Source organism: Zhengella mangrovi, from assembly GCF_002727065.1.
In the GTDB taxonomy this organism is placed as follows: Bacteria; Pseudomonadota; Alphaproteobacteria; order Rhizobiales; family Rhizobiaceae; genus Zhengella; species Zhengella mangrovi.
Genome location: NZ_PDVP01000018.1, coordinates 21,972 through 44,715, shown reverse-complemented (window position 1 = coordinate 44,715; position 22,744 = coordinate 21,972). Strand labels below are relative to the sequence as shown.

Sequence of the window (22,744 nt, the reverse complement as noted above, 5' to 3'; positions counted from 1 at the left end):
GCAGTGTTGCGGCAATTGCTTATCTTTTGTTCCGGCACCCGTGATGATGCACCATTCGATTTCCAACCTGGCACCGAATGCCATTCCGTTTTCCGCGCAGCGCCTTCTCCCGTCCGATCTGTCCGTCGTCCACGTGGTTCGCCAGTACGCCCCGGCCATCGGCGGGCTGGAGGAATTCGTCGCCAGGCTGGCCGGCCTGCAGCAGAAGGGCGGGATCAAGGTCCGTGTCGTGACCTGCAACCGCAATTTCCGCGACCTTGAAACACCCCTGCCCGAGCACGAGGTCGTCAACGGGATCGAGGTCACGCGCCTGCCGTTTTCCGGCTCCACCCGCTACCCCGTGCTCAAGGGCCTGCACGGCGCGATTGCCGATGCCGACCTGGTTCATGTTCACGCGGTCGATTACGCCTTCGACGCGCTGGCGCTGACGCGGCCCTTCCATGGCAAGCCCATCGTCGCGACCACCCATGGCGGATTCTTCCACACGAACCGGTTTGCGGCGCTGAAAAAGGTCTGGTTCCGGACGCTGACCCGTCTCTCGACGCGGTTCTACGACCGGGTCATCTGCTGCAGCGAGTCCGACAAGGCGCTCTTCGACCAGATCGCGCCGGGCCGCACACAACTGATCCTGAACGGGGTCGACACGCAGAAATTCGCCGGATGCAGTGCGGCGCGGCCGACGCGGCGCATGGTCACGCTCGGGCGGTTTTCGTCCAACAAGCGCCTCGACCTGCTGATCGGCGCCGTCGCCGCACTCGTCGCACGGGATCCCGCGTGGCATCTCGACATCGTCGGCGTCCCCTCCGACCTGTCCGCTGCAGACCTGGAAGGCATGATCGCGGACAAGGGTCTCGCGAAGCACGTCACGCTGCATGTCGGCCTGCCGGAAACGGACGTGGCCGCGGTGATGGCACAGGCGACCTATTTCGTCAGTGCCTCCCATTACGAAGGATTCGGCCTGGCGCTGATCGAAGCCATGAGCGCGGGCCTTCTGCCGGTCGTTCACCGGAACGATGCCTTCACGGCGCTCGCCGGCGATGTTCCCGGCATCACGCTGTGCGACTTCGGATCGCCAGCCGCCGTCGCCGATGCGCTGACGGCGCTTGCCGCGCCGGTCGCCGGTGACCTCGCCGACCGGCGCCGGAACGCCGCGTCCAGTGTCGAGCGGTTTTCCTGGAAGTACGTCAAGCGCGAATACGATGCCGTCTATGCCGACGTGCTGGGTCAGCGCCCGGCCTGAGCCTTCGGGCCTTCCACGCCTGTTGCGCTATCTGCCCGCCGTGGCGCGGATCAGCAGTCGGCGAAGAACGGCATAGACCTCGGCACGGGCCGGCAGCGGCGTGACGTTGTGGTCGGCGTCCTCGATGAATGCCAGTTCGACATTGGAATAGCGCGACAGGCCCCTGTAATCGTCGCCGAAGCGGGCTGCGAGGTCGGGCAGGCCGGGATCGCCCGCGCTGTAGAGGAACTGCACCGGGGCACCGCGCTTCTCCAGCGCCTTCAGGCGGGTGTCGGCGACCCTGGTGAGCCGGTAGTGGCCGGAGAGGCCGCGCAGCACCGGGGCGAACTTGCGGTCGGCAACCTTGTGAACGGCGCGAAAAAGCTTGCGCGCGGCCACCGCCGGAGACACTTCGCCGGACAGAACCCGCTTGATCATCTTCGCATCGGTCATCTTGCGGCGGTAGGTTGCCAGCGTCTGCAAGGGTTCTCGGATCGCGGTCTCGACATCCTCGGCGGGGTTCCAGACGAGCCGGCGCGGATTGACCAGGACCGCCCCGCCCACCCGGTCGTCGGATGCCGCGGCCAGAAGGGCGAGATAGGCCCCGCTGCAACGGCCGAACAGCACGGCACGGTCGACCTCCGCGCTGGCAAAGAGGCGGTCCAGCGCCGCCCGGACATCGTCGGCCTGGCGGGCGCCGTAGAGAACCTGTCCCTGCTGGCCCGGCCAGTAGCGGCTCTCGCCGATGCCGGCACCGTCGTAGCGCAGCGAAACATAGCCATCGCCGGCCAACGCCCGCGCGAAGCCGGTCGTCATGCGCCCCCAGCCGATGGCGTGGTCGTAACCGGAATTGAGGAAGACCACGGCGGTGCGCGAGGCCGGTCCGCGCGGCTGCGCCAGCACGCCGAAGAACATGCGGCCATCGCCGAAGCGCAGCAGTTCCTCGGTGAAATCCGTCGACCTGTTGATGGCCCGGCCTTCGGGCACAGGGCGCACGGCCGGCATGGTGATGGAGGAGGGGAAATGATCGCCGCACCAGGTGACGATGGCATTCAACGTCTTTTCCGGTACGACCGAAAGCGTCGGATCCTTCGTGTAGTCGGCGTAGCCTTCGAAGGTCAGGCGGTCGGCCGGATGCCCGGCCGCTGCAAAAGCTTCGGCGATCGCGGCGTCGCCCGGATGATCGGGCCGCGCAACCAGCAGCGTGCGGACCGGGCCTTCCGGTCCGCTGCCATCCAGGGTCAGCCCGCGCCATTCGCCGACCGTTGCCGCCGACAGGCAGAAACCGCCTGCCATCAGACCGCCTTGCGGCCCGTCAGTCGTCTCGACGCGGAACGTCGGGCGGGTCATCGCCGTCCAGGCGGCCAGTTCACGCAGGTAGGAGCGCCCCTTCGTCACCGGCGCCATGAGGATGAGGCCATCCACGCCGCTCTCGCCGGCCAGGTCGGCGGCGAAGGCCGCGCCGATCCCCTGCCCTGCCAGGATCACGCGATCCGGCCTGCAGAGCGCCCGCAGTTCGGCCAGCGCGCGGCGTGTGGCCTTGCGCCAGGCGTGATCGTCCGCGATCGCGGCGGCGTCACCCAGCGAGTGGCCGCTTCCGGGATAGTCGAACCGGAGGCAGGAAATGCCGGCCGCGGCCAGTTTCTCGCCAAGCAGCCGGAAGGACTTGCGCGAACAGAGTTCCTCGTAGCCCCATGGACTGGCGAGAAGCACGGCGGTCTTCCCGCAGGCAGGGTGAAACCAGCCGGCGATGCTGTCGAAGGCAACCGGTTCGGCCAGGCCGGGCTGGTCCACGGACGGGCCACCGGCGGGTCTGACAACGGGGCGTTCGTGCTGCATCGGGACGTTCTCCGGTCACAGGTCTGTCACCTGCCCGTGTATCGCAGTCACATCACCGATCCCTTAAGCATCCATCAAAGATGATGCGCTAGGGTAAACAAAGACACAGCAGAAGAGATATCCGAGCGCCCATGACCTCCCCGGCTTCCATGCCCTTCAGCGACATCACCATCGCGATCGCGAGCATCGGCCGGCCTTCGCTGCTGGCGGCCCTGGACTCGCTGGACCGGATCCATTGCCCGGACGACACGCGGGTGACGGTGCTCGTGGCCGACGATTCCAGGGATGGCGCGGCGCGGCGGCTGGTCGAATCCCGCCGGGATCCCCGCTGGCCGGTGCGGTGCCTCCCGGTCGCCTCCGGCAATATTGCCACGGCGCGCAATGCGCTGCTCGATGCCGCGACAGGCGACTGGATCGCCTGGATCGATGACGACGAGCACGTGGAGCCGGAATGGCTCGTCCGCATGATGGCCTGCGCGGCGGACTTCAACGCGGATGTCGTCATCGGCCCGGTGCTGCCAACCTATCCGGACAGTGCGCCGGACTGGATGGTCGCCGCCCGGCCGCATTACAACCACTGGGGCCATCGCGGCAAACGGCTCTTCACCGGGCGCGGCGGCAACACGCTCATGCGCCGTCGCGTGACCGAAACGCATGGCCTGCGATTCGATCCGGCGCTGGGCCGGACAGGCGGCGAGGATACCGATCTCTTTTCGCGCGCCGCGGCGCAGGGTGCGGTCATCGTGGCGACGGATGACGCCATCGTGCACGAACCCGTTCCGCCGGAACGCCTCGCGCCGTCCTACATCCTGCGACGGGCGGTTCGGGCCGGCCAGTCCTTCGGGCTGACACGGCTCGGCGAGCAGCCAGGTCTGGCGGCGCGGCTGGCCTATGGCAGCGGCGTTACCGCCAAGTGCCTGACGGCCGGCGTCTTGGCGATCCTGCTGTGGCCGGTCAACCGGGGGCGGTCGTTTCGCATGCGCCAGAAGCTGGCGCTCAATTTCGGCAAGATCCGCGCCGTCTTCGGACTGCCGCTGGCCGAGCTCTATGTTTCGTCCTGACGGGCAAATGCACGGCGGCGTCGCGGCGACCTTGATTTCAACACAGTCTTTGGCTAATGGAAGATATCGATATTTCGGCCGAACGACCTGGCCCGCGTTTCTCGCGCTTGCTGACGTCCCTTCTTCCTAAATCTCGAACTAACCGCTTTGCGCCCTGCGGCGCGGGCAATCGTCAGCACTTGCATGAAAAGAGAAAAGCAATGGCTACTGGTACCGTCAAATGGTTCAACACCACCAAGGGTTATGGCTTCATTGAGCCGGATGCCGCCGGCAGCGACGTTTTCGTCCACATTTCCGCCGTCGAGCGTTCCGGCATGGGCACCCTGACCGAAGGTCAGAAGGTGAACTACGAAGTCGTGCAGGACCGCCGCTCGGGCAAGTCCTCCGCCGACAACCTGAGCGCCGCCTGATTCTTCAGGCTGCCAGCAGGCAGACACGGGAAAGCGGGCGCAAGCCCGCTTTTTCTTTGCCCGGAGATCGGTTCGGTCAGATCGCGTAGCGAAGGCGGCGCAGCGGGGCGTAGGCGGTGCCGCGCAGTTTCTCGCGCAGGCCGAGCCGGGCCGGGATGTCCTTTGCGGCGCTGAAGCCCTCGGTCACCGACCAGCGCGGGCAGAACCAGGCGCCCTCGAGCGCCAGGCCGGCCGTCGAGGTGTAGACCCGGGCATAGCCGGCCTGCTTGAGACCGGCGAGAACCTCCTTGTCGAAGGCCCCGAACGGGATGGCGGCATGGTCGACCGGCGTGCCGGTCTCGTCCTCGATCCGGCGGCGGGCATCCAGCCATTCACGCTGCCGTCCGGCGGCATCGAGCCGTCGCCAGTCGACATGATCCCAGCCATGGGTACCGATGGCCATGCCGGCCGCCTGCATCTCGCGGATCTGGTCTCCGGACAGGTAACCCTGCTTGCCGATCCGCCCTGCCAGGACAAAGAAACGGGCCTTGCGTCCCGCCTTGACCAGGGCCGGCAGCCCGAACTGCCAGTCCGACAGGTTGCCGTCATCGAAGGTCACGTGGATGCGCACGCCATGAGCCGCCTCGATCCCCGACAGGCTGGCGATCGTGTCCTCGTAGGCGGAACGGGGCACGAAATAGCGCCCCTCGCCCTCGGCGAGCGGCACGACCGGGTCGCCGATGCCGTGAAAGGTAAGATAGAGCGTCCTGGCCAGCATGTCGGTTCCTGTTTCCGGGGGTCGTTCCGCATGGTGGCAGGGAAACGTCAACAGATGATGAGTCGGCGCCGGGCAGCGCGAACCGGAATATTAACCCGCACCTGCTAAAGAACGGGAAACACGACGGGGCCGGAGTTCGACCGGCGCCAGGGCCGTGCGCGAAAAAAATCAAGGGACGCGGACCAGACACATGGTGAAAAGGCTCATCACGCTTTCCCGGTCGCCGCTGGTGCGCAACACGGTCTACTACGGGATCAATTTCGGGTTCCAGATCGTCACCCAGTTCGGCTTCTTCGTGCTGATCAGCCGCGCGCTGGGTCCAAGCGGCTACGGTGTCTTCGCCAGCGTCTCGGCCATCGCCCTGATGATCAGCGTCTTCGTGGGCCTGGGCAGCGATCACCTGCTGATCCAGCGGGTGGCGGTCCACAAGGACCAGTTCGCCGACTATTTCGGGCGCGCGCTGATGATGATCGGCCTGACGCTGCTGCCGGCCATCCCGATTGCCTTCGTCATCCTGCATTTCCTCAACACCGGCGAGCTGAGCTATCTCGGCATGGCCTGCGTCATCGCGGCCGAATGCGGGTTCCGCAAGATCACCTTCCTGGCCTCGGCCTCCTACATGGCGCATGACCGCGCCGGGCGGCAGTTCTTCATCGACAACGGCAGCCTGATCCTGCGGCTCGCCGCCGTCGCCGTGCTCACGCTGACCGAGGGGCGCATCGACATCAACACCTGGGCATTGTGGTACGCCGGGGCCAGCGTGCTGGCCGCCGCGGTGGCCTATGCCATGGTGCTGCGCGATTTCGGCCGCCCAAAGCTCGGGCTCTCCGGCTTCGACTACAAGCTGGGCTTTCTCTTCAGCCTGGAATTCGCCTCCGTTTCCGGCCTGCGCGACCTCGACAAGCCGGTCATCGTGCAGGTTCTCGGCCCGGAACATGCCGGTCTCTACACCGCGGCCTTCCGCATCATCGACGCCGCCACGGCGCCGGTGCGCGCCATTCTCTACGCCACCTACACGCGCTATTTCCGCCATGCCGACAAGGGCGCGGAGCACGGTATCGGCTTCGGCATCAAGGTGCTGCCGTTCATTTCCGCCATCGGCGTGGCGCTGGCGATCTTCGTCTATTTCGTCGCCGAATACATTCCGCTGATCATCGGCGAGGAGTACCGCGACGCCGTCGGACTGATCAAGCTGCTGGCCTTCTACCCGCTGCTGCTAGGGGCCGCGGGAATCGGGGCCGACATCATGCGCTCCATCGGCATGCAGGGAACCCGTGTCGTGCTGATCCTGATCTCCAATTTCGCCATCATCGGCTTCGTCTGGGCCGGCTGCGTGCTGGGCGGAATGGAAGGCGCGGTCATCGCCCGCATCAGCCTGCAGGCGGCGATCCTCGCCGCGACGTGGACGATCATCAGCCTCAAGCGGCGCAAGGCCGTCAGCGCGAAAGACAGCGAAGCACCGCAGGCCGCCGAGTAGGATCTAGGCCTTTCCGCGATCCGTCGAAGCACTGCGGTGCCTTGTCGTGTCATTCTTCCGCGATACCGGTGTCCGCTTTCGCCGGACCTGCTGCGGCTGTTCCGCGGCGCATGGCGCGCGCGCGGGGCGTGACAGATTGCCTTGTTATCCGAAAAAACGCGTGCGCCAGTAGGCCGCGACATCCGACAGGCGGCGGCGGGCGCGGCGGTGCCAGACGTGGTTGGCCAGGCCGGGCGTCAGGTCGACCATGGACGGATTGAGGTCATAGTCGCCCCGCTGGCCTTCCGGGATTTCGCCGCGCTCGATCCGCGCGACCAGATCCGGCAGGGCCTTGTGGAACGCTTCGAAATGGAACGGCGGATGCAGCGAATACATCCCCTCGGCTGAACCGAGGAAGTGCATGTTGCCCATGCCGTGCGCCTTCAGCGTGTTCGACAGGACCATTTCGGCGGACAATGCCTGCGGCGGATTGCCGAGCAGAAAGGCGCGCAGGCGCTGGCTTTTCGACGGACGTTCCAGGGCCAAATGGCCGATGCGGCTTTCGAAGCGTGCCATGTCCATGAGGAAGATGCGCGTGCTGACACTGTTGAACCGCCAGGCGGGCCGGCCGTCAACGGTTTCGCGGCGATAGGCGTGGGTCGCATTGGCGTGTGCGCCCTTGAGGCCCTCGGGATGCGGCGGACCCGCCAGCGGGCTGACGAACAGGAGGTCTTCGCGCTGGCGCAGCAGGTCGACGGCCTCGGCAATCCACGCCTGGCTCTGGCCGCCGAACAGCATGTCGGCATCCATGTGCAGGACATAGCCCGGACCGGCGGCACGCAGGCCGTGGAAATAGCAATAGAAAGGTCCGCCGTCCCAGGCCTTGTCCGGAATGTCGTCGCGGCCGAAGAAATAGCCCGCGACATCGGCCTTCGCCGCCGGGCTGTAGTCGACCTCGACAAAGGACAGGTTGTTGTGCTGCATCTCGAAAACGGGATAAAGCGCGCGCATCGCCTCCAGGCTGCGGACAAAGCGCTCGCCCTTCGTGTCGCCCTTGTAGCGCCCGGACTGGGGCGGGCGGACATCCACGCTGACGATCACGCGGTCCACCTGCCCGGCAAAGGTGCGCAACTGGTGCGCCAGGCTGACCGGGAAATGCGGCAGGTCGAGCGGATAGGTGTTGATCTGCATCGTCACCGGCAGGCGCAGGTCCCGCGGACGGGCAACGGTGGCCCGCGGCTCCAGGCGGGTGGTGTCAATCATTTCCATAGCCTATCCGTCCCGTTGCATTGAGCATGGTGATCGTTCCGTGCGGCCTGGCATCGCTGGCGGCCTGCGGCCGGCGATGAAGGCGCAACGTCTTCTTCGCGCCGGGCGCGAGGTGAAACCAGTCGTCGTCCGGCCTGAAATTCTCGTCGTCGACATGGACCGAGCGCAGCAGGCGATCCGTCTCGAGGCCGAGCCACCAGGTCCCGGCGGCATCCTGCGACAGGCCGGCGGCCAAAGCCGGGGCATGGCGCTCGTGGCGCCAGCCGGCCGGGAAATGAAAGGCATCGGCCAGCACGCTGCCGGTCCCGGGATCGGCCAGGCGGGCAACCGTGACATCATGGGACAGCGGGCCGAAGCGGAAGGCCCATGTCGTGTCAAAGAAGGCACCGAACAGGTCCGTCGCGGGAATTTCCACCGCCTGCCTGGCGCCAAGGGTCATCTCGCGGCGGCCCTGCACCACCGGCGTTGCACCATCGCGCAGGCAGGCAAGCGAGAGGACGACGGGAACATCCCGGCCGGTCTCATTGACCGCATGGACGGAGAGGCCGTTGGTACCCTCGTCGGTCATCATCACCTGCACGGGCCGGCAGGCGCGCTTCATGGCGTACCAGGCGGGCTTGGGTTCGCCGGTCGCATCGACGAGGCCCCATCCGGCGCCCGGCAGGAGGTCCTGCCAGGTCCAGACCAGCGCGCCGGCGCAGGAGGAGGCGGCGCGGCGCCATTCGGCCATCGTCGCCTCGATGACCGCGCCGGTGACGGCCCGCGACTGGTCGAGGTAGCGGGCCGGGTCGCCGTAGCGCACGTCGGCGGGCCGCTCGCCGAAGATGTCCTCGAAATAGTGATCGCGGACATCCTCGAAGTCCCAGCCGACGCCGCGGTCGCGCGGCACGCGGGCCTTCCAGCGCGGGTCGTGGCCCGGCATCACCGGCAGATGGCTGTCAAGCGTGCGCTGCTGCGGCACGTGGGAGAAGGCAAGCGTCTCGGCGGCGAAGCGGACGCCGGCGCGGCGCGCATCCTCCAGCGTCCGGCGATAGGCGCTGTTGCCGTAGTAATGGGCAATGCCCTCGTTGGGCGAAAACGGCTGGGCGCCGCCACAGGGCGAATTGGGCACATAGGGCACGTCCGGCCGCCAGTGCGCGGCGCGACCGGGCAGGATTTCCTCGGTCAGCGGACCCTTGTAGCGGCTCTCCGGCAGACCGAGCATGGCCGCCTGCTGGTAGATCTCGCTGCCACCGCACAGGACCGTCAGCGAAGGACACGCCTGGATGCCCGCCAGCACCTGGTCGGCTTCCGCCCGGACCGTGGCTGCAAAGGCCTCGTCGGCAACGGGATAGTCATAGTTGGCGAACATGAAGTCCTGCCAGACCATGATGCCCTTCTCGTCGCACAGCTCGAAGAAGGCAGGGCTTTCATAGGCCATGGTGCCGCCGATGCGCAGCATGTTCATGCCGCCCTCGACGGCCAGGTCAAGCCAGGGCGCATAGGAATCGCGGCCGCCGGGCAGGCGCAGGATATCGGCATTGGTCCAGACCGCGCCGCGCGCGAACACCGGCACGCCGTTGATCCGCAGCGCAAATCCCGTTCCGTCCGCCCCGCGATCGACGGCAATGCGCCGGAAGCCGGTGCGGCCCAGATCGTAGGCGCGTCCCGCCACCTCCACGGTCACCGCATGAAGGGCGGGTGTGCCATGGGTATGCGGCCACCAGGGCGCGACATCGGCAATTTCCAGATGGGCGCGCCAGGTCCCGTCTTCCCCGCGCGACGCGAGGGCGCTCGTTCCGGCACAGGAAACGCGCGGCGCCTCTTCCTCGGGATCGAGGCGGAAGCGGACGTCCAGCGTGCCGGTCCCGTCGTCGCGCAGGTCCGGCTTCAGGTCTTCAAGGTGCAGGTCGCGCGCATCGGGCGTGACCAGCGAAACCGGCCGCCAGGGACCGACCGCTTGGACATCGGGGCACCAGCCCGACATGTGACCGAGCAGCGTGGTGCGCACCAGGCGCAGGCCCTGGCTGGTGGCCAGTTGCGGGCGCCAGCGGGCGCGCGGACCCTTCCGGTCAAGCCACGGCTGCAGTGCACGGAAGGCGATCGACAGGCGGTTCCGGCGCTCGGCGACCACCGGCACGCGATGGGCCGCATACATGCTGGAACTGTCGAGCACGCGCAGGCCGTTCCAGTAGACCTCGGCGATGGTGGCGAGACCTTCGAGACACAGCAGGCGGTTGCCGGGATCGTCGACCTCGACGTTGCAGGCAAACCAGACGTCCTTGTCGTGCAACGGCTCGGGGCGATCGACATCGAACCGGCCGGCATCGGCCAGCGCGCCGGCGGCGGTGCCCGGCACGGCGGCCGGCAGCCAGTCGCCGGTGCCGGCCAGGCCCGTGTCGTCGGCATGGGCACCGGCGGCCGTGACCGCCATGCGCCAGCCTTCGACGAGAGGCATGACCTGTTTCGCGCTGAGCGGAATTTGCCGCAGCATGTCGTCCGTCCCCGTTCGTCCGGTGTCAGGCTGCCCGCGTGACCGCCTTGCCTATGCCTTCGTCGAGTTCCTCCATCAACCGGTCCCAGGCCTCGACGGCCGGTTGCAGGGCCGGCGCCAGCGCATCGAACTTCTTGCGCATGACGGCCCGGGCGAGCTGGAACTGCACCACTTTCGCCGTCTGGGAAATGGCCCTGGCATGCTCGACGCCGCGGGCGAGGTCCGGCCGGCCATGTGCAGCCAGCCACTCCAGGTGGCTGGAGAACAGCTCGTAATTGGCGCCGAGCTGGCGCAGCGTGTTGAAGGCATAGAGGTGGAAGAAGCCGAACTCGCGCTCGGAAACGGCCGCGACCTGCGCCGGGAACTCGGCCGCGAAGGCGCGAACCGGGTTGCGCTCTGGCCGCCGTGCCAGGTGATGGCGGAGCAGCTCCTCTGCCCGGTCGGCGAGGTCCGCAGTCTCGGGCAAGGTGCCGGGGAACTTCACGAACTCGGTGTAGGGCAGGAAGGGCAAGGCGCCTTCCGGTTCGTCCAGGCGCAGGATGCCGTCGAAATCCTCACCCTCCAGCCGGTGCAGGCCGAGGTTGTGGAAATAGTCCATCGTGCGGCCGTCCATGTCGAGACGGTTGATGGCGACGGTCGTCTTGCCATGCTGGGTGCGGTAGGACGTGCCCTGCGTGTCGGGCAGGAAGAAGCTGTCCAGTTCCAGCAGGGTCAGGCGGCCGCGGCGGATTTGTTCGAACACGTGGTTTTCCGGCCGGTCATAAATGGCCAGTTCGGTGACCCGCAGGCCGTAGAGGCTTTCCAGGTCTTCCAGCGGCACCTTGAAGAAGGTGAACTGGTCGCCCTCGAAATCCTGCGTGACCGCGTAGGCCAGGCAGGCTTCCGGCGGCAGGCCCATGGCGTTGAGAACCTCGATCCAGATGTCGAGATAGCAGTTGGTTTCCGGCCAGTCGCGCGTCATCGCGTGAAGGGGATGACGCGCATAGGTTTCCGGGTCGAGCCGCGGAAAGACCGCCGGGAGTCCGGCGCGGTCGGTCATGATCACCCCCAGAGCGCCTTGCGCACGTCTTGCGGCCATTCGGCGGTTTCCAGCCCGTGCTTGGCGAAGAGCGCCAGCGCGATACGTTCCAGGCCGAAACCGACGCAGGCGGTGTGGGCCGTCGAACCATCCTCGAGCGTCAGCCCCCACTTGGTGCCAAAGGCGTCCTGGTGGTAGTTGAAGCTCATGCAGGCGGTCTTGTTGACGGTGGAGGTCACCGGGATCAGAAGCTCGAACTTCAGGTTCTGGTCGCGCTGGTTGTTGGCCATCAGCTTGCCGGCGCGGCCGAAGAACGGGTCGTTGGCGACGTCGATCTCCACGTCCAGGCCCACCTCGTCCATGATCGCGAGGCCGCGATCCATCCACAGCTGGCGGAACTCGGTGACATCGTGTTCGGTGCCCATACGCACGTATTCGCGCATGCGGAACAGCTGCTGGCGGGCCGGGTCGGTCGATGGCTCGTGGCGGAAGCAGTAGGACTGCAGGTCATAGAGGCCGCCGGCCATGGGCAACGGGCCGCGCTTGGCGATCGTCGGATAGAGGGGGTAGCAGGCCGCCGGCGTCAGGACGATATCCGTCGCCTGCTGCTGGCCGGTCCAGTCCTCGCCCTCGTCCATGCACTTGAGCAGGCTCATGTGATCGAGGTCGCAGCCGCAGAAGGCATGCACGGTGCCGGCGAGCTGCGGGAAGCTCTTCATGTAGCCGCTCTTCTCGAAATACTGCCGGTTCATGCCCGGCGGAAAGCGGATGGCCTCGGCATTCTCGCCGCCGCCGTAGCGATCGACCAGGCCCTCGAAGCGGGCAATCACGTCCTCGAAAGCGCCCGAGCGGCCATAGAGGCCATCGACACCCGTTTCGATCAGATGGCCGGCGGTCAGGAGCCGGTCGAGAAGGGAAGTCTGCATATCCATCGGTTCACCCCAGGAGGCTGGTGTCTTGCTTGTGCATGAGCAGCATGGTCGACGTGTTGCCGAGAATGCGGTCATTCGAAATCATCAGCTGCGCGGAATGGGCATCCCGCAGGTGCCGGCCGAGGCTGTAGGGCGTGCCGTTCTTGTAGCCCATGATGCCGCAGATCAGCATGCAGTGGTTGATGATGGTGAGGATCGACTGCGACGAGGCGATCTTGACGTTGTTCATGGCCACGGCGAAGGCCATGGAGGAGAGCTTTTCCTCGTCGGCCTGGGCCATATCGAACTGCTCCAGCGCCGCCTGGACATTGGACTTGACCAGTTGCAGCAGGCTGGAGACCTCGGCCAGGCGCAGCGCTCCCGGAGGAACCGTGCCCGGCTGCTTGCGGGCAGCGGCGCGCACGAAGGCCTGGGCGCGGTTCACCGCGTCGGCCGCGATGCCGTACCAGACCGCGCTCCACAGGATGTGGGAGTTGGCGAGCATGGACTGGGCCGCGATCTCGGCGAAGGGCTTGGGCAGGATCTGGACCGCCGGTGCCGCGGCCTTGAACAGGAAGCCGTCGGAACAGGTGCCGCGCATGCCGAGCGTATCCCAGACATGGGTCTTTTCCAGCGTGTACTGGTCCTTCAGGAAGACCGTCATCACCTGGTCGGACGCCGGTGCATCCTTGTGGGCGCGCGAGGTGACGAGAATGGCGTCGGCCTCCTCGCCATAGGAGATGACGGTGGCGTCCTTCTCGAGGCGGCAGGTGTCGCCGTCGACCTCGATGGCGCAGATCGAATTGCGCAGGTTGCCGCCGATGCCGGCTTCCGTGGTCGCCGAGCCCAGCAGCATCTGTTCCGCCACGATGCGGCGCATGAATGCCGTGTGCCAGGCATCGTCGATTCCGTGGGAGACCAGGCTGGAAGCCTTGATCTGGTGCATGGCAAAGGTCATGCCGGCAGCCGCACAGGCCTGGCCGAGGATCGAACAGACCTCGGCGATCTCGGCGGTGGATGCGCCCTCGCCGCCGCAACCAGCCGGGATCTGGATGCCGAGCAGGCGCTCGGTGCGCATGGCATCGACCGCTTCGCGCGGGAACCGGCCTTTCGCGTCCACGTCATCGGCATGGCGGGCGGCAACGGCCGCCACGCGGCGCGCGCGCTCGACGAGCGAAATGGGGGTGACGTCGGTGATCTTGTTCATCATGCGTCTTCCTGGTCCGGGCAAAGCGAAGCCACGGCCGAGGTGATGGCCGCGATGGAGGCAAAGGTCTTGCGATTGAGAAGGTTTTCCGGGAACTCGGTGTCAAACCGGTCTTCGATGGCCAGCATCAGCTGAACAGAGGCAAAGGACGACAGGCCGGCCTCGTAGAGATCGGAGTCATCCTTTAGCGTTTCCACTGCCACCGGGAGACCGCCATGCTTTGCCAACAGCTCGCGAATCGTCGAATTCATGGTTCTCTTTCCCCTTGCCTGAATGGTGCGCCCTGGCTTCGGACGCCTGAAATCGACCGGAGACTACTTTCATTCTCGATAATTCTAATTTAACACCCGTGGTTAAATAAGTCCTATGAGCCACTCAACAGGATGAACGAGCCGTTAATCCGATAATTTCAATTTTAATAATCTAACTATACACAATCTGTACTTTCAAAGATGATCTATAATAAAGAATAGAAACAGTCAAAAGAGCACAGCCTCGCGAGCCGTCACGCCGATACCGGCTGACGGCAAATGTCCAGGGACCAAAACGGACCAGGCGCGGCGGGCGGGCTTCTCAGAGATCCTTCATGAAGCGCAGGCCATCGTAAATCGCAGCGTGGATGTTCCGGGACGCGACCGCGTCGCCGATGCGCACGAGGTCGAAGGCCGCGCCAGAATCCTTGTCCGGGAAGATGGCGCCCGACCCCTTCACCAGCTCACCGTAGTCGATTGCGCCACGATTGCGCGATTGAGGCCTCAGCGCATGGTAAAGGTCGTCGAGCGGCAGCGTGCCATGTTCGACGACGATCATGTCGGCGCGGCGTTCCTCGCGGTGCGCTTCGTCGTAGGGCGAACCGAGCACGGCGACGAGGCGGTTGCCCTCGCGGTGCACGGCTTCCAGCCTGGTGGCGATCGTGATGCGGGCGCCGCCCTTCTGCAGGGCCTTCATGTAGGGCACCAGGTTCATGCCGCCGACATCGGGCGCGAAGAAGCGCTCCGGCGAGACGAGTTCCAGCGTCGCGCCGGCGCGCAGCACGGCCTCGGCCGCGCTCATGGCCTGGTGGCCGCCATGATCGTCGTAGATCAGCACCTCGCCCAGCGGCCGGACCGCGCCCGACAGGATATCCCAGCTGGAAACGACGAGATCGGCGCCTTCCCGCAGCGGCGGGTTCTGCGGCACGCCGCCGGTGGCGATGACCACGAGACCGGGATCGAGCGCCAGCACGTCGTCCTCTTCCGCCCAGGTATCATAGCGGATCTCGACGCCAAGGCGGGCCAGTTCCTCCAGCCGCCAGTCGATGATGCCGACGAATTCCCGCCGGCGCGGGTTCTGCGCGGCCAGCCGCACCTGACCGCCGGCCTGGCCCGACGCCTCCAGCACGGTGACGGCATGTCCGCGTTCGCCGAGCACGCGGGCGGCTTCCAGCCCGGCCGGCCCGGCGCCCACCACCACGGCACGGCGTTTCGCACCCTCGGTGCGCGCAATGACCTGCGGCATGGTCGCCTCGCGGCCGGTGGCGGCGTTGTGGATGCACAGCGCCTCGCCGCCCTCGTAGATACGATCGAGGCAATAGGTGGCACCGACGCAGGGACGGATGCGATGCTCGTCGCCGGCCATGACCTTGCGCACGATATGCGGGTCGGCGATGTGCGGGCGGGTCATGCCGACCATGTCGAGCTTGCCCTCGGCGATGGCATGGCGGGCGGTCGCGACATCCGAGATACGGGCGGCGTGGAAGACCGGGACCTTCGTCTCGGCGCGCACCTCGCCGGCAAAATCCAGGTGCGGGGCGGAGCGCATGCCGGCAATCGGGATGACGTCGGCCAGCGGCGCGTCATGCTCGATGTGGCCGCGGATGAGGTTGATGAAGTCGATCTTGCCCGAGGCGGCCACGCGGCGGGCGATTTCCATGCCGTCGGCCCTCGTCAGGCCGCCTTCCCAGTCCTCATCGGCGACCATGCGGGTTCCGACGATGAAATCGGCGCCGACCTCGGCGCGAATGGCGTCGGTCACGGCCCAGAAAAAGCGCAGGCGGTTGTCGAGCGACCCGCCCCACTCGTCCTCGCGGCGGTTGGTATTGGGCGACCAGAAGGCATCGACCAGGTGGCCGTAGGCCTCGATCTCGATGCCGTCGAGGCCGGCTTCCTTCATGCGGCCCGCGGCAGAAGCGAAATCGGCGATGATGCGCTCGATGTCCCAGTCCTCGATCTGCTTGGGAAAGGCGCGGTGGGCCGGTTCCCGGACAGGCGATGGCGAGACGACCGGCAGCCAGTCGCCCTTGTTCCAGTTGGTCCGGCGGCCAAGATGGGTCAGCTGGATCATGACCGCGCAGCCCTGCTCGTGGCAGTCGTCGGCCAGCCGCTTCATCCACGGCACGATCTCGTCCTTGTAGGCGAAGAGATTGCCGAAGGCGGGCGGGCTGTCGGGCGACACGATGGCCGACCCGGCGGTCATGGTCAGCGCGATGCCGCCCTTCGCCTTTTCCACGTGGTAGAGCCGGTAGCGGTCCTTCGGCATGCCATCCTCGGAATAGGACGGCTCGTGCGCGGTCGACATGAGGCGGTTCTTCAGCGTCAGGTGCCTGAGCTTGAAGGGCTGGAGGATGGGGTCGTTGGTCATGGTCACCGGATCGGCTGGAAGGTGGCGCGCGTGTCGGACGTGGCCGGGCGGTCAAGGTGCCCGCTCCGGGCGCGTGGTTCAATACCAGGCGTCGTCCATCGATGCCTTGCGGGTCGCGACGAAGTCCTTCAGCGCCTCGTCCATGCCCGGATCGATGGCGGGCGCCTCGAATTCCGCCAGCCGTTTCTTCCAGAGCGTGTTGGCGCGGGTCATCGTGTCGGTGCTGCCGCCGGCCTCCCACTTCTCGAACGGATCGTTGTCGGCCGTTTCGGAATCCCAGAACGCCGTCTGGTAGTTGGCCATGGTGTGCGCACAGCCGAAGAAATGGTTGCCGGGGCCGACCTCGCGGAAGGCGTCGAGCGCCAGTTCGTTGTCATCGACCTTCACGCCGTCCATGTAGCTGTGCAGCGCGCCGCAGAGGTCGGCGTCGAGGACGAATTTCTCGTAGGACGTGGACAGGAGACCGTCGAGGAATCCGGCCGAGTGCAGGACGAAATTCGCGCCGCAATGGACCGCCGCCAGCATCGACATGGTGCTCTCGGTCATCGCCTGGGCATCGGGCAGCTTGGACGTGGTGAAATTGCCCGAGCAGCGCAGCGGCAGGTTCAGCCGCCGCGCGAGCTGGCCGATCACCATGGAGCCGATGGCCGGTTCCGGCGTGCCGAAAGTCGGCGAACCCGAGCGCAGCGACATGGACGAAAGGAAATTGCCGAAGATGACCGGCGCGCCGGGGCGCTCGAGCTGCGTGAGCGCGCAGCCGGCCATGGTTTCGGCCAGCGCCTGGGCAATCGCGCCGGCATTGGTGACCGGCCCCATGGCGCCGCCGAGGATGAAGGGAACGATGACGGCGGCCTGGTTGGCGCGGGCATAGGCGCGCAGCGCCAGCGTCATGGTCGCGTCCCAGACGAGCGGCGAATTGACGTTAACGTTGCCGAGGATGACGCAATGGTCTTCCATGAAATCGGCGCCGAAAAGGATGCGGCTCATCTCGATGCAATCCTCGGCGCGGTCCTCGGCCGTCACCGCGCCCATGTAGGGCCGGTCGGAATAGCGCATGTGGGCATAGGTCATGTCGAGATGGCGCTTGTTGACAGGTACGTCGACCGGCTCGCAGATGACCCCGCCGGAATGGTGCAGCCAGGGCGACGACTGCGCCAGCTTCACGAAATTGGAGAAATCGTCCAGCGTGCCGTAGCGCCTGCCCCGGTCGAGATCCATGACGAAGGGCGAGCCGTAGCAGGGGGCAAAGACGACATTCCTGCCGCCGATGCGGACATTGTTGGCGGGGTTGCGGGCGTGCTGGGTGAACTCGGCCGGCGCGGTCTTGAGGATCTCGCGCAGCATGCCGGGCGGAAACTTCACCAGGTCGCCGGCGATCGTGGCGCCGGCGCGGCGCCAGTGATCAAGGGCGACGGGATCGCCACGGAACTCGATGCCGATCTCCGCCAGGATCCGGTCGGCGGCGGCCTCGATGCGTTCGAGGCTCTCCTCGCCGAGCACGTCATAGGTGGGAATGTTGCGCACGATATAGGGCCGGTGCACGCCCTGGGGGCCATGGCTGCGCTCTTCCACGCGGGCATGGCGCCCCCGGCGTTCGCGGCGCGCCGGGGCACTCGCAACTGCCTCATCGCCCATCACCGCTTCTCCCGTCACGTGTTCCATAGAGCCATCCCCCCGGTTGTTCTTCGGCAGGAAAACGCTAGCGGCGAAAAAAGCCGTCGTGACGCTGGAAAATCTTCATCATTTGCATAAGCTGTCCTTATGCAAAACCTGCGTCACCTGCTGCCCTCCGCGGGCGCCCTGATCATCTTCGAAACCGCCGGGCGGCTGTCGTCCTTCACGCGCGCGGCGCGGGAACTGGGCATGAGCCAGGCGGCCGTCTCCTATGCCATTCGCGGGCTGGAGGAGCAGCTGGGCGTCCCGCTGTTCGTGCGCGAACACCGCCGGGTGCGCCTGTCGGAAGCCGGCGAGCGCTTCTTCACCGACGTCACGCTGGGTCTCAACCACATCCGCAAGTCGGCGGAGGAATTGCGCTCGCTGGGCACTGGCCCCAACGTCACGGTGCTGGCCTCCACCGCCTTTGCCTCCTTCTGGCTGATGCCGCGGCTGCAGGATTTCCGCGAGGCCCTGCCCGACATCGACATCCGTATCCAGACGTCGGACCGCGACATCGATTTCCAGCTGGAGAACATCCCGCTCGGCGTTCGTGGCGGCGTGCCGTCGCAATGGCCGGCCTATGACAGCATGCTGCTGGCCGCCGAGGAGATCTACGCCGTTGCCAGCCCGCTCTACGCGCAGCGGCATGGCCTGCCGGCAACGCCGCAGGACCTGCTGTCCCATCGGCTGATCCACCTGGAAGAGCCCTATCGCGATGCCGCCGACTGGACCGACTGGCTCAGGAGCGCGGGCGTGGCACCCGATGCGGCGCCGCGCGCGCTGCTGATCAACGACTACGTGCTGGTGATCCAGGCCGTCATGGAGGGCCAGGGCATCGCGCTCGGCTGGCGCCATCTCGTCCAGCGCCTGGTGGATACCGGCCTGCTGGTCCAGGTGACCGGCCACCGGCTGACGACGAGTTACGGCTTTCATATCCTCTGGCCCAAGGCGCGGGACCTGTCGCCCCAGGCGCGGCGCGTGCGCGACTGGATCGCGGAGCAAGCGGCAAAGGATGCTCAGGACGCGGCAGCGCGCTCGATGCCGCCGGCGCAGAAGGCGATCAAGGTTTCCCGGTGACGGGCGAGACGCTCACCGGTATCGGCCGCGGGCAAATCGTCTCCGCCGGTGGCGAGCGCGGCCATCCGGGTTGTCGATGCCACGGTGGAAAGCATGGCCGCGACCGACATGACGAGGGCGGCCGCCAGTTTCTCGCGCGGGGCTTCCGGGTAGACCGCTTCCAGTTCGGCGAGATAGACCATGGCCATGGGATCGTAGAGGTCGCGCACGGCGGGATACCAGCGGCTGTCACCGGCGGTATGGGCGATCAGCCGGGCATAGGCCAGCCATTGCGGATCGCCGGCGGACGCGAAATCGATGTAGGGGTTGATGTAGGCGGCCATGAGATCATGCACCGTCATGGCGCCCCGGCCCTTCTCGGCCAGGAGGCGGTCCAGCGCGGCCTGCCTGCCAGCCGACAGCAGATCGACCCGGCGCTTCAGGATGGTGGAAAAGAGCGCCTCCTTGGAGCCGGAGTGGAAACCGACGACGCCCAGCGTCACCTCGGCTTCCTGGGCGATCTGGCGAATGGAAACGGCATCGAAGCCATGGTCGGCAAACAGGCGTTCGGCGGCATCGAGCACGCGCTCCCGCGTTGCCTCGCCGCGCAGGACACGGCCATCCTCCCGCTGCTTTCCCTGAACCGTCACGACGCTCTCCAAGCTGTCCCTTGACAATTAATACATACGTACAGATAGTTTTCCAATCCCTCCGATCGGCGAAGGCCGGGCGCGAGGAGGCCCGGGTTGGGAGGCCCGGCATTTCACCAGGTCATTTGGGAGGACCGTCATGCTTCGCAGAACCTTCATGGCCGCGAGCCTGCTCGCCGCCAGCTTTCTTTCCTCACCCGCGGCCCAGGCCGACGAGATCGACATCACGACCGTGGCCGGCCACCCGCCGGTCTTCCTGTGGGTGAAGCTCATCCCCGAAGCCTTCATCCCGGCGGTGAACAAGGCGCTGGAAGGCACGGGCCACACCGTGAGCTGGACCGAGGCCTATGGCGGCACGCTGGCCAAGGTGGGCGGCGAACTGGAAGCCATGGAAGACGGGCTGGCGCAGATCGGCGTCGTCTCCAGCCTGTTCGAGGCCTCGCTGCTGCCGCTGCAGAACGTCACCTACGTGACGCCCTTCCACTCGCCGGACACGGCGGTGGTGTTCGACGCCATCGAGCAGATGCACGAGGAAATTCCCGACATGCGCAAGCTGTGGGCGGACAAGGACCTCGAATACCTGTCCGGCGGCTTCGGCCTGGAAGACTATTTCCTGATGACCAAGTTCCCGGTCGCCTCCATCGACGACCTGAAGGGCAAGAAGATCGGCGCCCCCGGCCCGGCCGTCAACTGGCTGAAGGAAACCGGCGCGGTCGGTGTCTCGGGCAACCTGACGACCTATTACAACGACCTGCAGACGGGCGTGATCGACGGCGTGATCGTGTTCCCGACGGCGGCGGCACCGGCGAAGCTGGCCGAACAGGCCAAGTACATCACCAAGGTGCATTTCGGCGCGCAGTATGCCGGCGCGCTGGTGGCCAAGAAGAGCTGGTACGATGACCAGCCCAAGGAAGTGCAGGACGCCATCCGTGCCGGCGTTGACGCCTATGCCAAGGCCTATCGCTCGGGCCTGGATGCACGCGTGGCCGGTGCCTACAAGGCGCTGGAGGCGGCCGGCGGCGAGGTCAGCGAGATGTCCGAAGCCGAGCGCAAGCGCTGGGCCGACACGCTGCCGAACATCGCCATGGACTGGGCCAAGGCGCAGGATGCCGCCGGCCTGGCGGGCACGGAAGTGCTGAAAGCCTTCATGGCCAAGCAGGAAGCGGCCGGCGAAACGCTGATCCGCGACTGGTCGAAGGAATAACGGGGAGGCGCTGACGCCGCACGGGGGCGCGGGCACCAACCGCCCCGCGTCCCCGACCCCTCGCCTCTTTCCGACGGCTGCCAGGACACCCGATGAGCCGACACGAAACGCCCCTCCCCGCCCGCCTGTTCACCGGCGTGATCGCGCTGGCCAATGCGGCGGCAACGGCCTGGATCATCTTTCTCATGGCGCTGATCGTGGCTGACGTCGTCGGCCGCAACGTCTTTCTTTCCCCCATCGCCGGCGTGCCGGAGATCGTGAAGTTCTCGATCATCGGCATCGTGTTCCTCCAGATCGCCCACACCCACGCGGCCGGCCAGATGATCCGCTCGGACGGCTTGCTGTCGATGATCATCCGCAAGCGGCCGCGCCTCGGCCACGCCATGGACGCGATCGCCCAGGCAACCGGCTGCGGCCTGACGCTGGCGCTGGCCTGGACGGTCTGGCCGCGCATGATCAAGGCGTTCGAGCGCGGCGAGTTCGAGGGCGCGGCGGGCTATTTCGCCCTGCCCGTCTGGCCGTTCCTCGCCATCATCATCGGCGGATCGCTGCTCCTGTCCCTGTCCTTCGCCGTCGAGGCCCTGCGCGCGGCGCGGCGGGCCGGCGGCCGCCTTCCGCCCGAGGGAGAGCGCTGATGGAACCGATGACCATCGGCCTGATCTCGCTCGGCGTCATCCTCGTCCTGATCTGGGGCGGCATGCATGTCGGGATCGCGCTCGCCACGGTGTCGCTGTTCGGTGTCTGGGCAATCACCGGCAAGCTGAAACTGGCATTGAATTTCGTCGCCCTGGCGGCCACCGAATCCATCGCCGATTACGCTTTCGGCGTGGTGCCGCTTTTCGTGCTGATGGGCATCGCGGTGTCGGAGACCGGGCTCGGGCGGGACACGTTCGCCGTGATCTCGCGGATGCTGCGCGGGTCGACCGGCGGGCTCGGCGTCGCCACCGTCGTCTCCAACGCCATCTTCGCCGCCATCACTGGCATTTCCATCGCCTCGGCGGCGGTCTTCGCCAAGGTATCGGTGCCGGAAATGATCCGCGCCGGCTATGACAAGCGGCTCGCGGCGGGGGTCGTCGCCGGGTCGTCGGTCCTCGGCATGCTGATCCCGCCCAGCCTGCTGCTGATCCTGTTCGCGGTGCTCACCGACAGTTCCATCGGCGAGCTTTTCCTCGGCGGCGTCGGGCCGGGCCTTTTGCTCAGCGCCGGGTTCGCCGGCTGGATCGTGCTGATCGGCCTGGTCCGCCCGGACATGGTCGGCAAGGGGCACGAGATGGACGAACCGGACGAGCGGGTGCGCCGGCGCATGCTGCTTCCGGTCCTGCTGCTGGCCGCCATCGTGCTCGGCGGCATCTATCTCGGCTTCTTCACGCCGACAGAAGCGGGGGCCGTGGGCGCCTTCGCCGCGCTCGCCATCGCCTTCGGCATGCGGCGGCTCGATGCCGCCTCGGCCTGGCGGATCACGGTTCAGACCGGGCACATCACGGCGGCGGTCTGCTTCCTCATCATCGGCGCGGCGATCTACGGGCGCATGCTGGCCTTCTCGGGCGTCCCGGCAGCGGTGACCGAATGGGCGACGCAGGCCGGGCTCGGGCCCTTCGGCTTCCTGCTGCTGTTCAGCGCCGTCCTCGTGGTGCTCGGCACCATTCTCGACAGCGCCTCGATCATGCTGGTGACCGTGCCGCTCGCCTTTCCCATCGCGCAGGGCCTTGGCATCGACCCGGTGCATTTCGGCCTGATCACCGTCATGGCGATCGAGATCGGCCTGCTCACCCCGCCGCTCGGCATCTCGGTCTTCGTGGTCACCTCGACGCTGAAGGGCACGGGCGTGGAACTGCGGGACGTGTTCATCGGCGCCGCGCCCTTCGCGCTCGTCATGGCCGTCACGCTGGTCGCGGTCATTGCCTTTCCGACCATCGTCACCTTCATCCTGGGGAGATAG

19 protein-coding genes are annotated in these 22,744 nt (G+C 66.7%); 8 read left to right on the top strand and 11 right to left on the bottom strand.

Annotated elements, in window-relative coordinates:
• Positions 1 to 43: 43 nt before the first annotated feature.
• Positions 44 to 1,240, top strand: a complete 1,197-nt coding sequence (locus tag CSC94_RS20655; protein ID WP_245408443.1) for a glycosyltransferase family 4 protein — start codon at positions 44 to 46, stop codon at positions 1,238 to 1,240.
• Between the two features lie 27 nt (positions 1,241 to 1,267).
• On the opposite strand, the gene CSC94_RS20650 is transcribed toward CSC94_RS20655, so the two are convergent.
• Positions 1,268 to 3,058: an alpha/beta hydrolase family protein gene (locus CSC94_RS20650; protein WP_099308273.1), complete on the bottom strand. Its 1,791-nt coding sequence runs from the start codon at positions 3,056 to 3,058 to the stop codon at positions 1,268 to 1,270.
• 131 nt (positions 3,059 to 3,189) lie between these two features.
• On the opposite strand from CSC94_RS20650, the gene CSC94_RS20645 reads away from it, so the two are divergent.
• The gene (locus CSC94_RS20645; RefSeq protein ID WP_099308272.1) at positions 3,190 to 4,119 is read left to right on the top strand and encodes a glycosyltransferase family 2 protein; all 930 of its coding nucleotides are present in this window, start codon (positions 3,190 to 3,192) and stop codon (positions 4,117 to 4,119) included.
• Between the two features lie 200 nt (positions 4,120 to 4,319).
• Positions 4,320 to 4,529, top strand: coding sequence for a cold-shock protein (locus tag CSC94_RS20640; RefSeq protein ID WP_099308271.1), 210 nt, complete (start codon positions 4,320 to 4,322; stop codon positions 4,527 to 4,529).
• 76 nt (positions 4,530 to 4,605) lie between these two features.
• Here CSC94_RS20640 and CSC94_RS20635 read toward each other — a convergent pair whose 3' ends face one another.
• Complete coding sequence (locus CSC94_RS20635) at positions 4,606 to 5,286, bottom strand: polysaccharide deacetylase family protein (RefSeq protein ID WP_099308270.1); 681 nt, start codon at positions 5,284 to 5,286, stop codon at positions 4,606 to 4,608.
• 190 nt (positions 5,287 to 5,476) lie between these two features.
• Here CSC94_RS20635 and CSC94_RS20630 point away from each other — a divergent pair, with 190 nt between their 5' ends.
• Positions 5,477 to 6,763, top strand: a complete 1,287-nt coding sequence (locus tag CSC94_RS20630) for a lipopolysaccharide biosynthesis protein (RefSeq protein WP_099308269.1) — start codon at positions 5,477 to 5,479, stop codon at positions 6,761 to 6,763.
• A gap of 144 nt (positions 6,764 to 6,907) precedes the next feature.
• On the opposite strand, the gene CSC94_RS20625 is transcribed toward CSC94_RS20630, so the two are convergent.
• The 8 genes from CSC94_RS20625 to CSC94_RS20590 all read right to left on the bottom strand — a co-directional run bounded on the left by CSC94_RS20625 (position 6,908) and on the right by CSC94_RS20590 (position 17,901).
• Positions 6,908 to 8,005 carry a capsular biosynthesis protein gene (locus CSC94_RS20625; RefSeq protein ID WP_099308268.1) on the bottom strand — a complete coding sequence of 366 codons (1,098 nt, stop codon included), beginning with the start codon at positions 8,003 to 8,005 and terminating at the stop codon, positions 6,908 to 6,910.
• On the bottom strand, positions 7,998 to 10,484 hold the full coding sequence (locus CSC94_RS20620; RefSeq protein ID WP_099308267.1) for a glycosyl hydrolase 2 galactose-binding domain-containing protein: 2,487 nt from the start codon (positions 10,482 to 10,484) through the stop codon (positions 7,998 to 8,000). Before CSC94_RS20620 ends, CSC94_RS20625 begins: the two co-directional genes overlap by 8 nt.
• Before the next feature lie 25 nt (positions 10,485 to 10,509).
• Positions 10,510 to 11,523, bottom strand: a complete 1,014-nt coding sequence (locus CSC94_RS20615) for a DUF1839 family protein (protein ID WP_245408442.1) — start codon at positions 11,521 to 11,523, stop codon at positions 10,510 to 10,512.
• 2 nt (positions 11,524 to 11,525) lie between these two features.
• Positions 11,526 to 12,434 (bottom strand): amino acid--[acyl-carrier-protein] ligase, encoded by a 909-nt coding sequence (locus CSC94_RS20610; protein ID WP_245408441.1) that lies wholly within the window; start codon positions 12,432 to 12,434, stop codon positions 11,526 to 11,528.
• A gap of 4 nt (positions 12,435 to 12,438) precedes the next feature.
• Positions 12,439 to 13,620 carry an acyl-CoA dehydrogenase family protein gene (locus tag CSC94_RS20605; protein ID WP_099308265.1) on the bottom strand — a complete coding sequence of 394 codons (1,182 nt, stop codon included), beginning with the start codon at positions 13,618 to 13,620 and terminating at the stop codon, positions 12,439 to 12,441.
• On the bottom strand, positions 13,620 to 13,871 hold the full coding sequence (locus CSC94_RS20600; protein WP_099308264.1) for an acyl carrier protein: 252 nt from the start codon (positions 13,869 to 13,871) through the stop codon (positions 13,620 to 13,622). Before CSC94_RS20600 ends, CSC94_RS20605 begins: the two co-directional genes overlap by 1 nt.
• A gap of 322 nt (positions 13,872 to 14,193) precedes the next feature.
• A complete protein-coding gene (locus tag CSC94_RS20595; RefSeq protein ID WP_099308263.1) occupies positions 14,194 to 16,239 on the bottom strand; it encodes an NADH:flavin oxidoreductase in 2,046 nt (681 codons plus the stop codon).
• A gap of 78 nt (positions 16,240 to 16,317) precedes the next feature.
• Positions 16,318 to 17,901, bottom strand: a complete 1,584-nt coding sequence (locus tag CSC94_RS20590; RefSeq protein WP_245408440.1) for a trimethylamine methyltransferase family protein — start codon at positions 17,899 to 17,901, stop codon at positions 16,318 to 16,320.
• Between the two features lie 99 nt (positions 17,902 to 18,000).
• On the opposite strand from CSC94_RS20590, the gene CSC94_RS20585 reads away from it, so the two are divergent.
• Positions 18,001 to 18,972: a LysR substrate-binding domain-containing protein gene (locus CSC94_RS20585; protein WP_099308261.1), complete on the top strand. Its 972-nt coding sequence runs from the start codon at positions 18,001 to 18,003 to the stop codon at positions 18,970 to 18,972.
• On the opposite strand, the gene CSC94_RS20580 is transcribed toward CSC94_RS20585, so the two are convergent.
• Positions 18,912 to 19,601, bottom strand: a complete 690-nt coding sequence (locus CSC94_RS20580) for a TetR/AcrR family transcriptional regulator (protein ID WP_099308260.1) — start codon at positions 19,599 to 19,601, stop codon at positions 18,912 to 18,914. The two genes, CSC94_RS20585 and CSC94_RS20580, sit on opposite strands and share 61 nt — an antisense overlap.
• Positions 19,602 to 19,740: 139 nt before the next feature.
• Here CSC94_RS20580 and CSC94_RS20575 point away from each other — a divergent pair, with 139 nt between their 5' ends.
• The 3 genes from CSC94_RS20575 to CSC94_RS20565 all read left to right on the top strand — a co-directional run bounded on the left by CSC94_RS20575 (position 19,741) and on the right by CSC94_RS20565 (position 22,744).
• Positions 19,741 to 20,805: a C4-dicarboxylate TRAP transporter substrate-binding protein gene (locus tag CSC94_RS20575; RefSeq protein WP_099308259.1), complete on the top strand. Its 1,065-nt coding sequence runs from the start codon at positions 19,741 to 19,743 to the stop codon at positions 20,803 to 20,805.
• A gap of 92 nt (positions 20,806 to 20,897) precedes the next feature.
• A complete protein-coding gene (locus CSC94_RS20570; protein WP_099308258.1) occupies positions 20,898 to 21,440 on the top strand; it encodes a TRAP transporter small permease subunit in 543 nt (180 codons plus the stop codon).
• The gene (locus tag CSC94_RS20565; RefSeq protein WP_099308257.1) at positions 21,440 to 22,744 is read left to right on the top strand and encodes a TRAP transporter large permease; all 1,305 of its coding nucleotides are present in this window, start codon (positions 21,440 to 21,442) and stop codon (positions 22,742 to 22,744) included. The genes CSC94_RS20570 and CSC94_RS20565 overlap by 1 nt, the downstream gene beginning before the upstream one ends.

Coding starts and splice junctions, on each gene's coding strand:
- CSC94_RS20655 (WP_245408443.1), top strand. CDS start 44: ATGATGCACCATTCGATTTCCAACCTGGCACCGAATGCCATTCCGTTT.
- CSC94_RS20650 (WP_099308273.1), bottom strand. CDS start 3,058: ATGCAGCACGAACGCCCCGTTGTCAGACCCGCCGGTGGCCCGTCCGTG.
- CSC94_RS20645 (WP_099308272.1), top strand. CDS start 3,190: ATGACCTCCCCGGCTTCCATGCCCTTCAGCGACATCACCATCGCGATC.
- CSC94_RS20640 (WP_099308271.1), top strand. CDS start 4,320: ATGGCTACTGGTACCGTCAAATGGTTCAACACCACCAAGGGTTATGGC.
- CSC94_RS20635 (WP_099308270.1), bottom strand. CDS start 5,286: ATGCTGGCCAGGACGCTCTATCTTACCTTTCACGGCATCGGCGACCCG.
- CSC94_RS20630 (WP_099308269.1), top strand. CDS start 5,477: ATGGTGAAAAGGCTCATCACGCTTTCCCGGTCGCCGCTGGTGCGCAAC.
- CSC94_RS20625 (WP_099308268.1), bottom strand. CDS start 8,005: ATGATTGACACCACCCGCCTGGAGCCGCGGGCCACCGTTGCCCGTCCG.
- CSC94_RS20620 (WP_099308267.1), bottom strand. CDS start 10,484: ATGCTGCGGCAAATTCCGCTCAGCGCGAAACAGGTCATGCCTCTCGTC.
- CSC94_RS20615 (WP_245408442.1), bottom strand. CDS start 11,523: ATGACCGACCGCGCCGGACTCCCGGCGGTCTTTCCGCGGCTCGACCCG.
- CSC94_RS20610 (WP_245408441.1), bottom strand. CDS start 12,434: ATGGATATGCAGACTTCCCTTCTCGACCGGCTCCTGACCGCCGGCCAT.
- CSC94_RS20605 (WP_099308265.1), bottom strand. CDS start 13,620: ATGAACAAGATCACCGACGTCACCCCCATTTCGCTCGTCGAGCGCGCG.
- CSC94_RS20600 (WP_099308264.1), bottom strand. CDS start 13,871: ATGAATTCGACGATTCGCGAGCTGTTGGCAAAGCATGGCGGTCTCCCG.
- CSC94_RS20595 (WP_099308263.1), bottom strand. CDS start 16,239: ATGACCAACGACCCCATCCTCCAGCCCTTCAAGCTCAGGCACCTGACG.
- CSC94_RS20590 (WP_245408440.1), bottom strand. CDS start 17,901: ATGGAACACGTGACGGGAGAAGCGGTGATGGGCGATGAGGCAGTTGCG.
- CSC94_RS20585 (WP_099308261.1), top strand. CDS start 18,001: ATGCAAAACCTGCGTCACCTGCTGCCCTCCGCGGGCGCCCTGATCATC.
- CSC94_RS20575 (WP_099308259.1), top strand. CDS start 19,741: ATGCTTCGCAGAACCTTCATGGCCGCGAGCCTGCTCGCCGCCAGCTTT.
- CSC94_RS20570 (WP_099308258.1), top strand. CDS start 20,898: ATGAGCCGACACGAAACGCCCCTCCCCGCCCGCCTGTTCACCGGCGTG.
- CSC94_RS20565 (WP_099308257.1), top strand. CDS start 21,440: ATGGAACCGATGACCATCGGCCTGATCTCGCTCGGCGTCATCCTCGTC.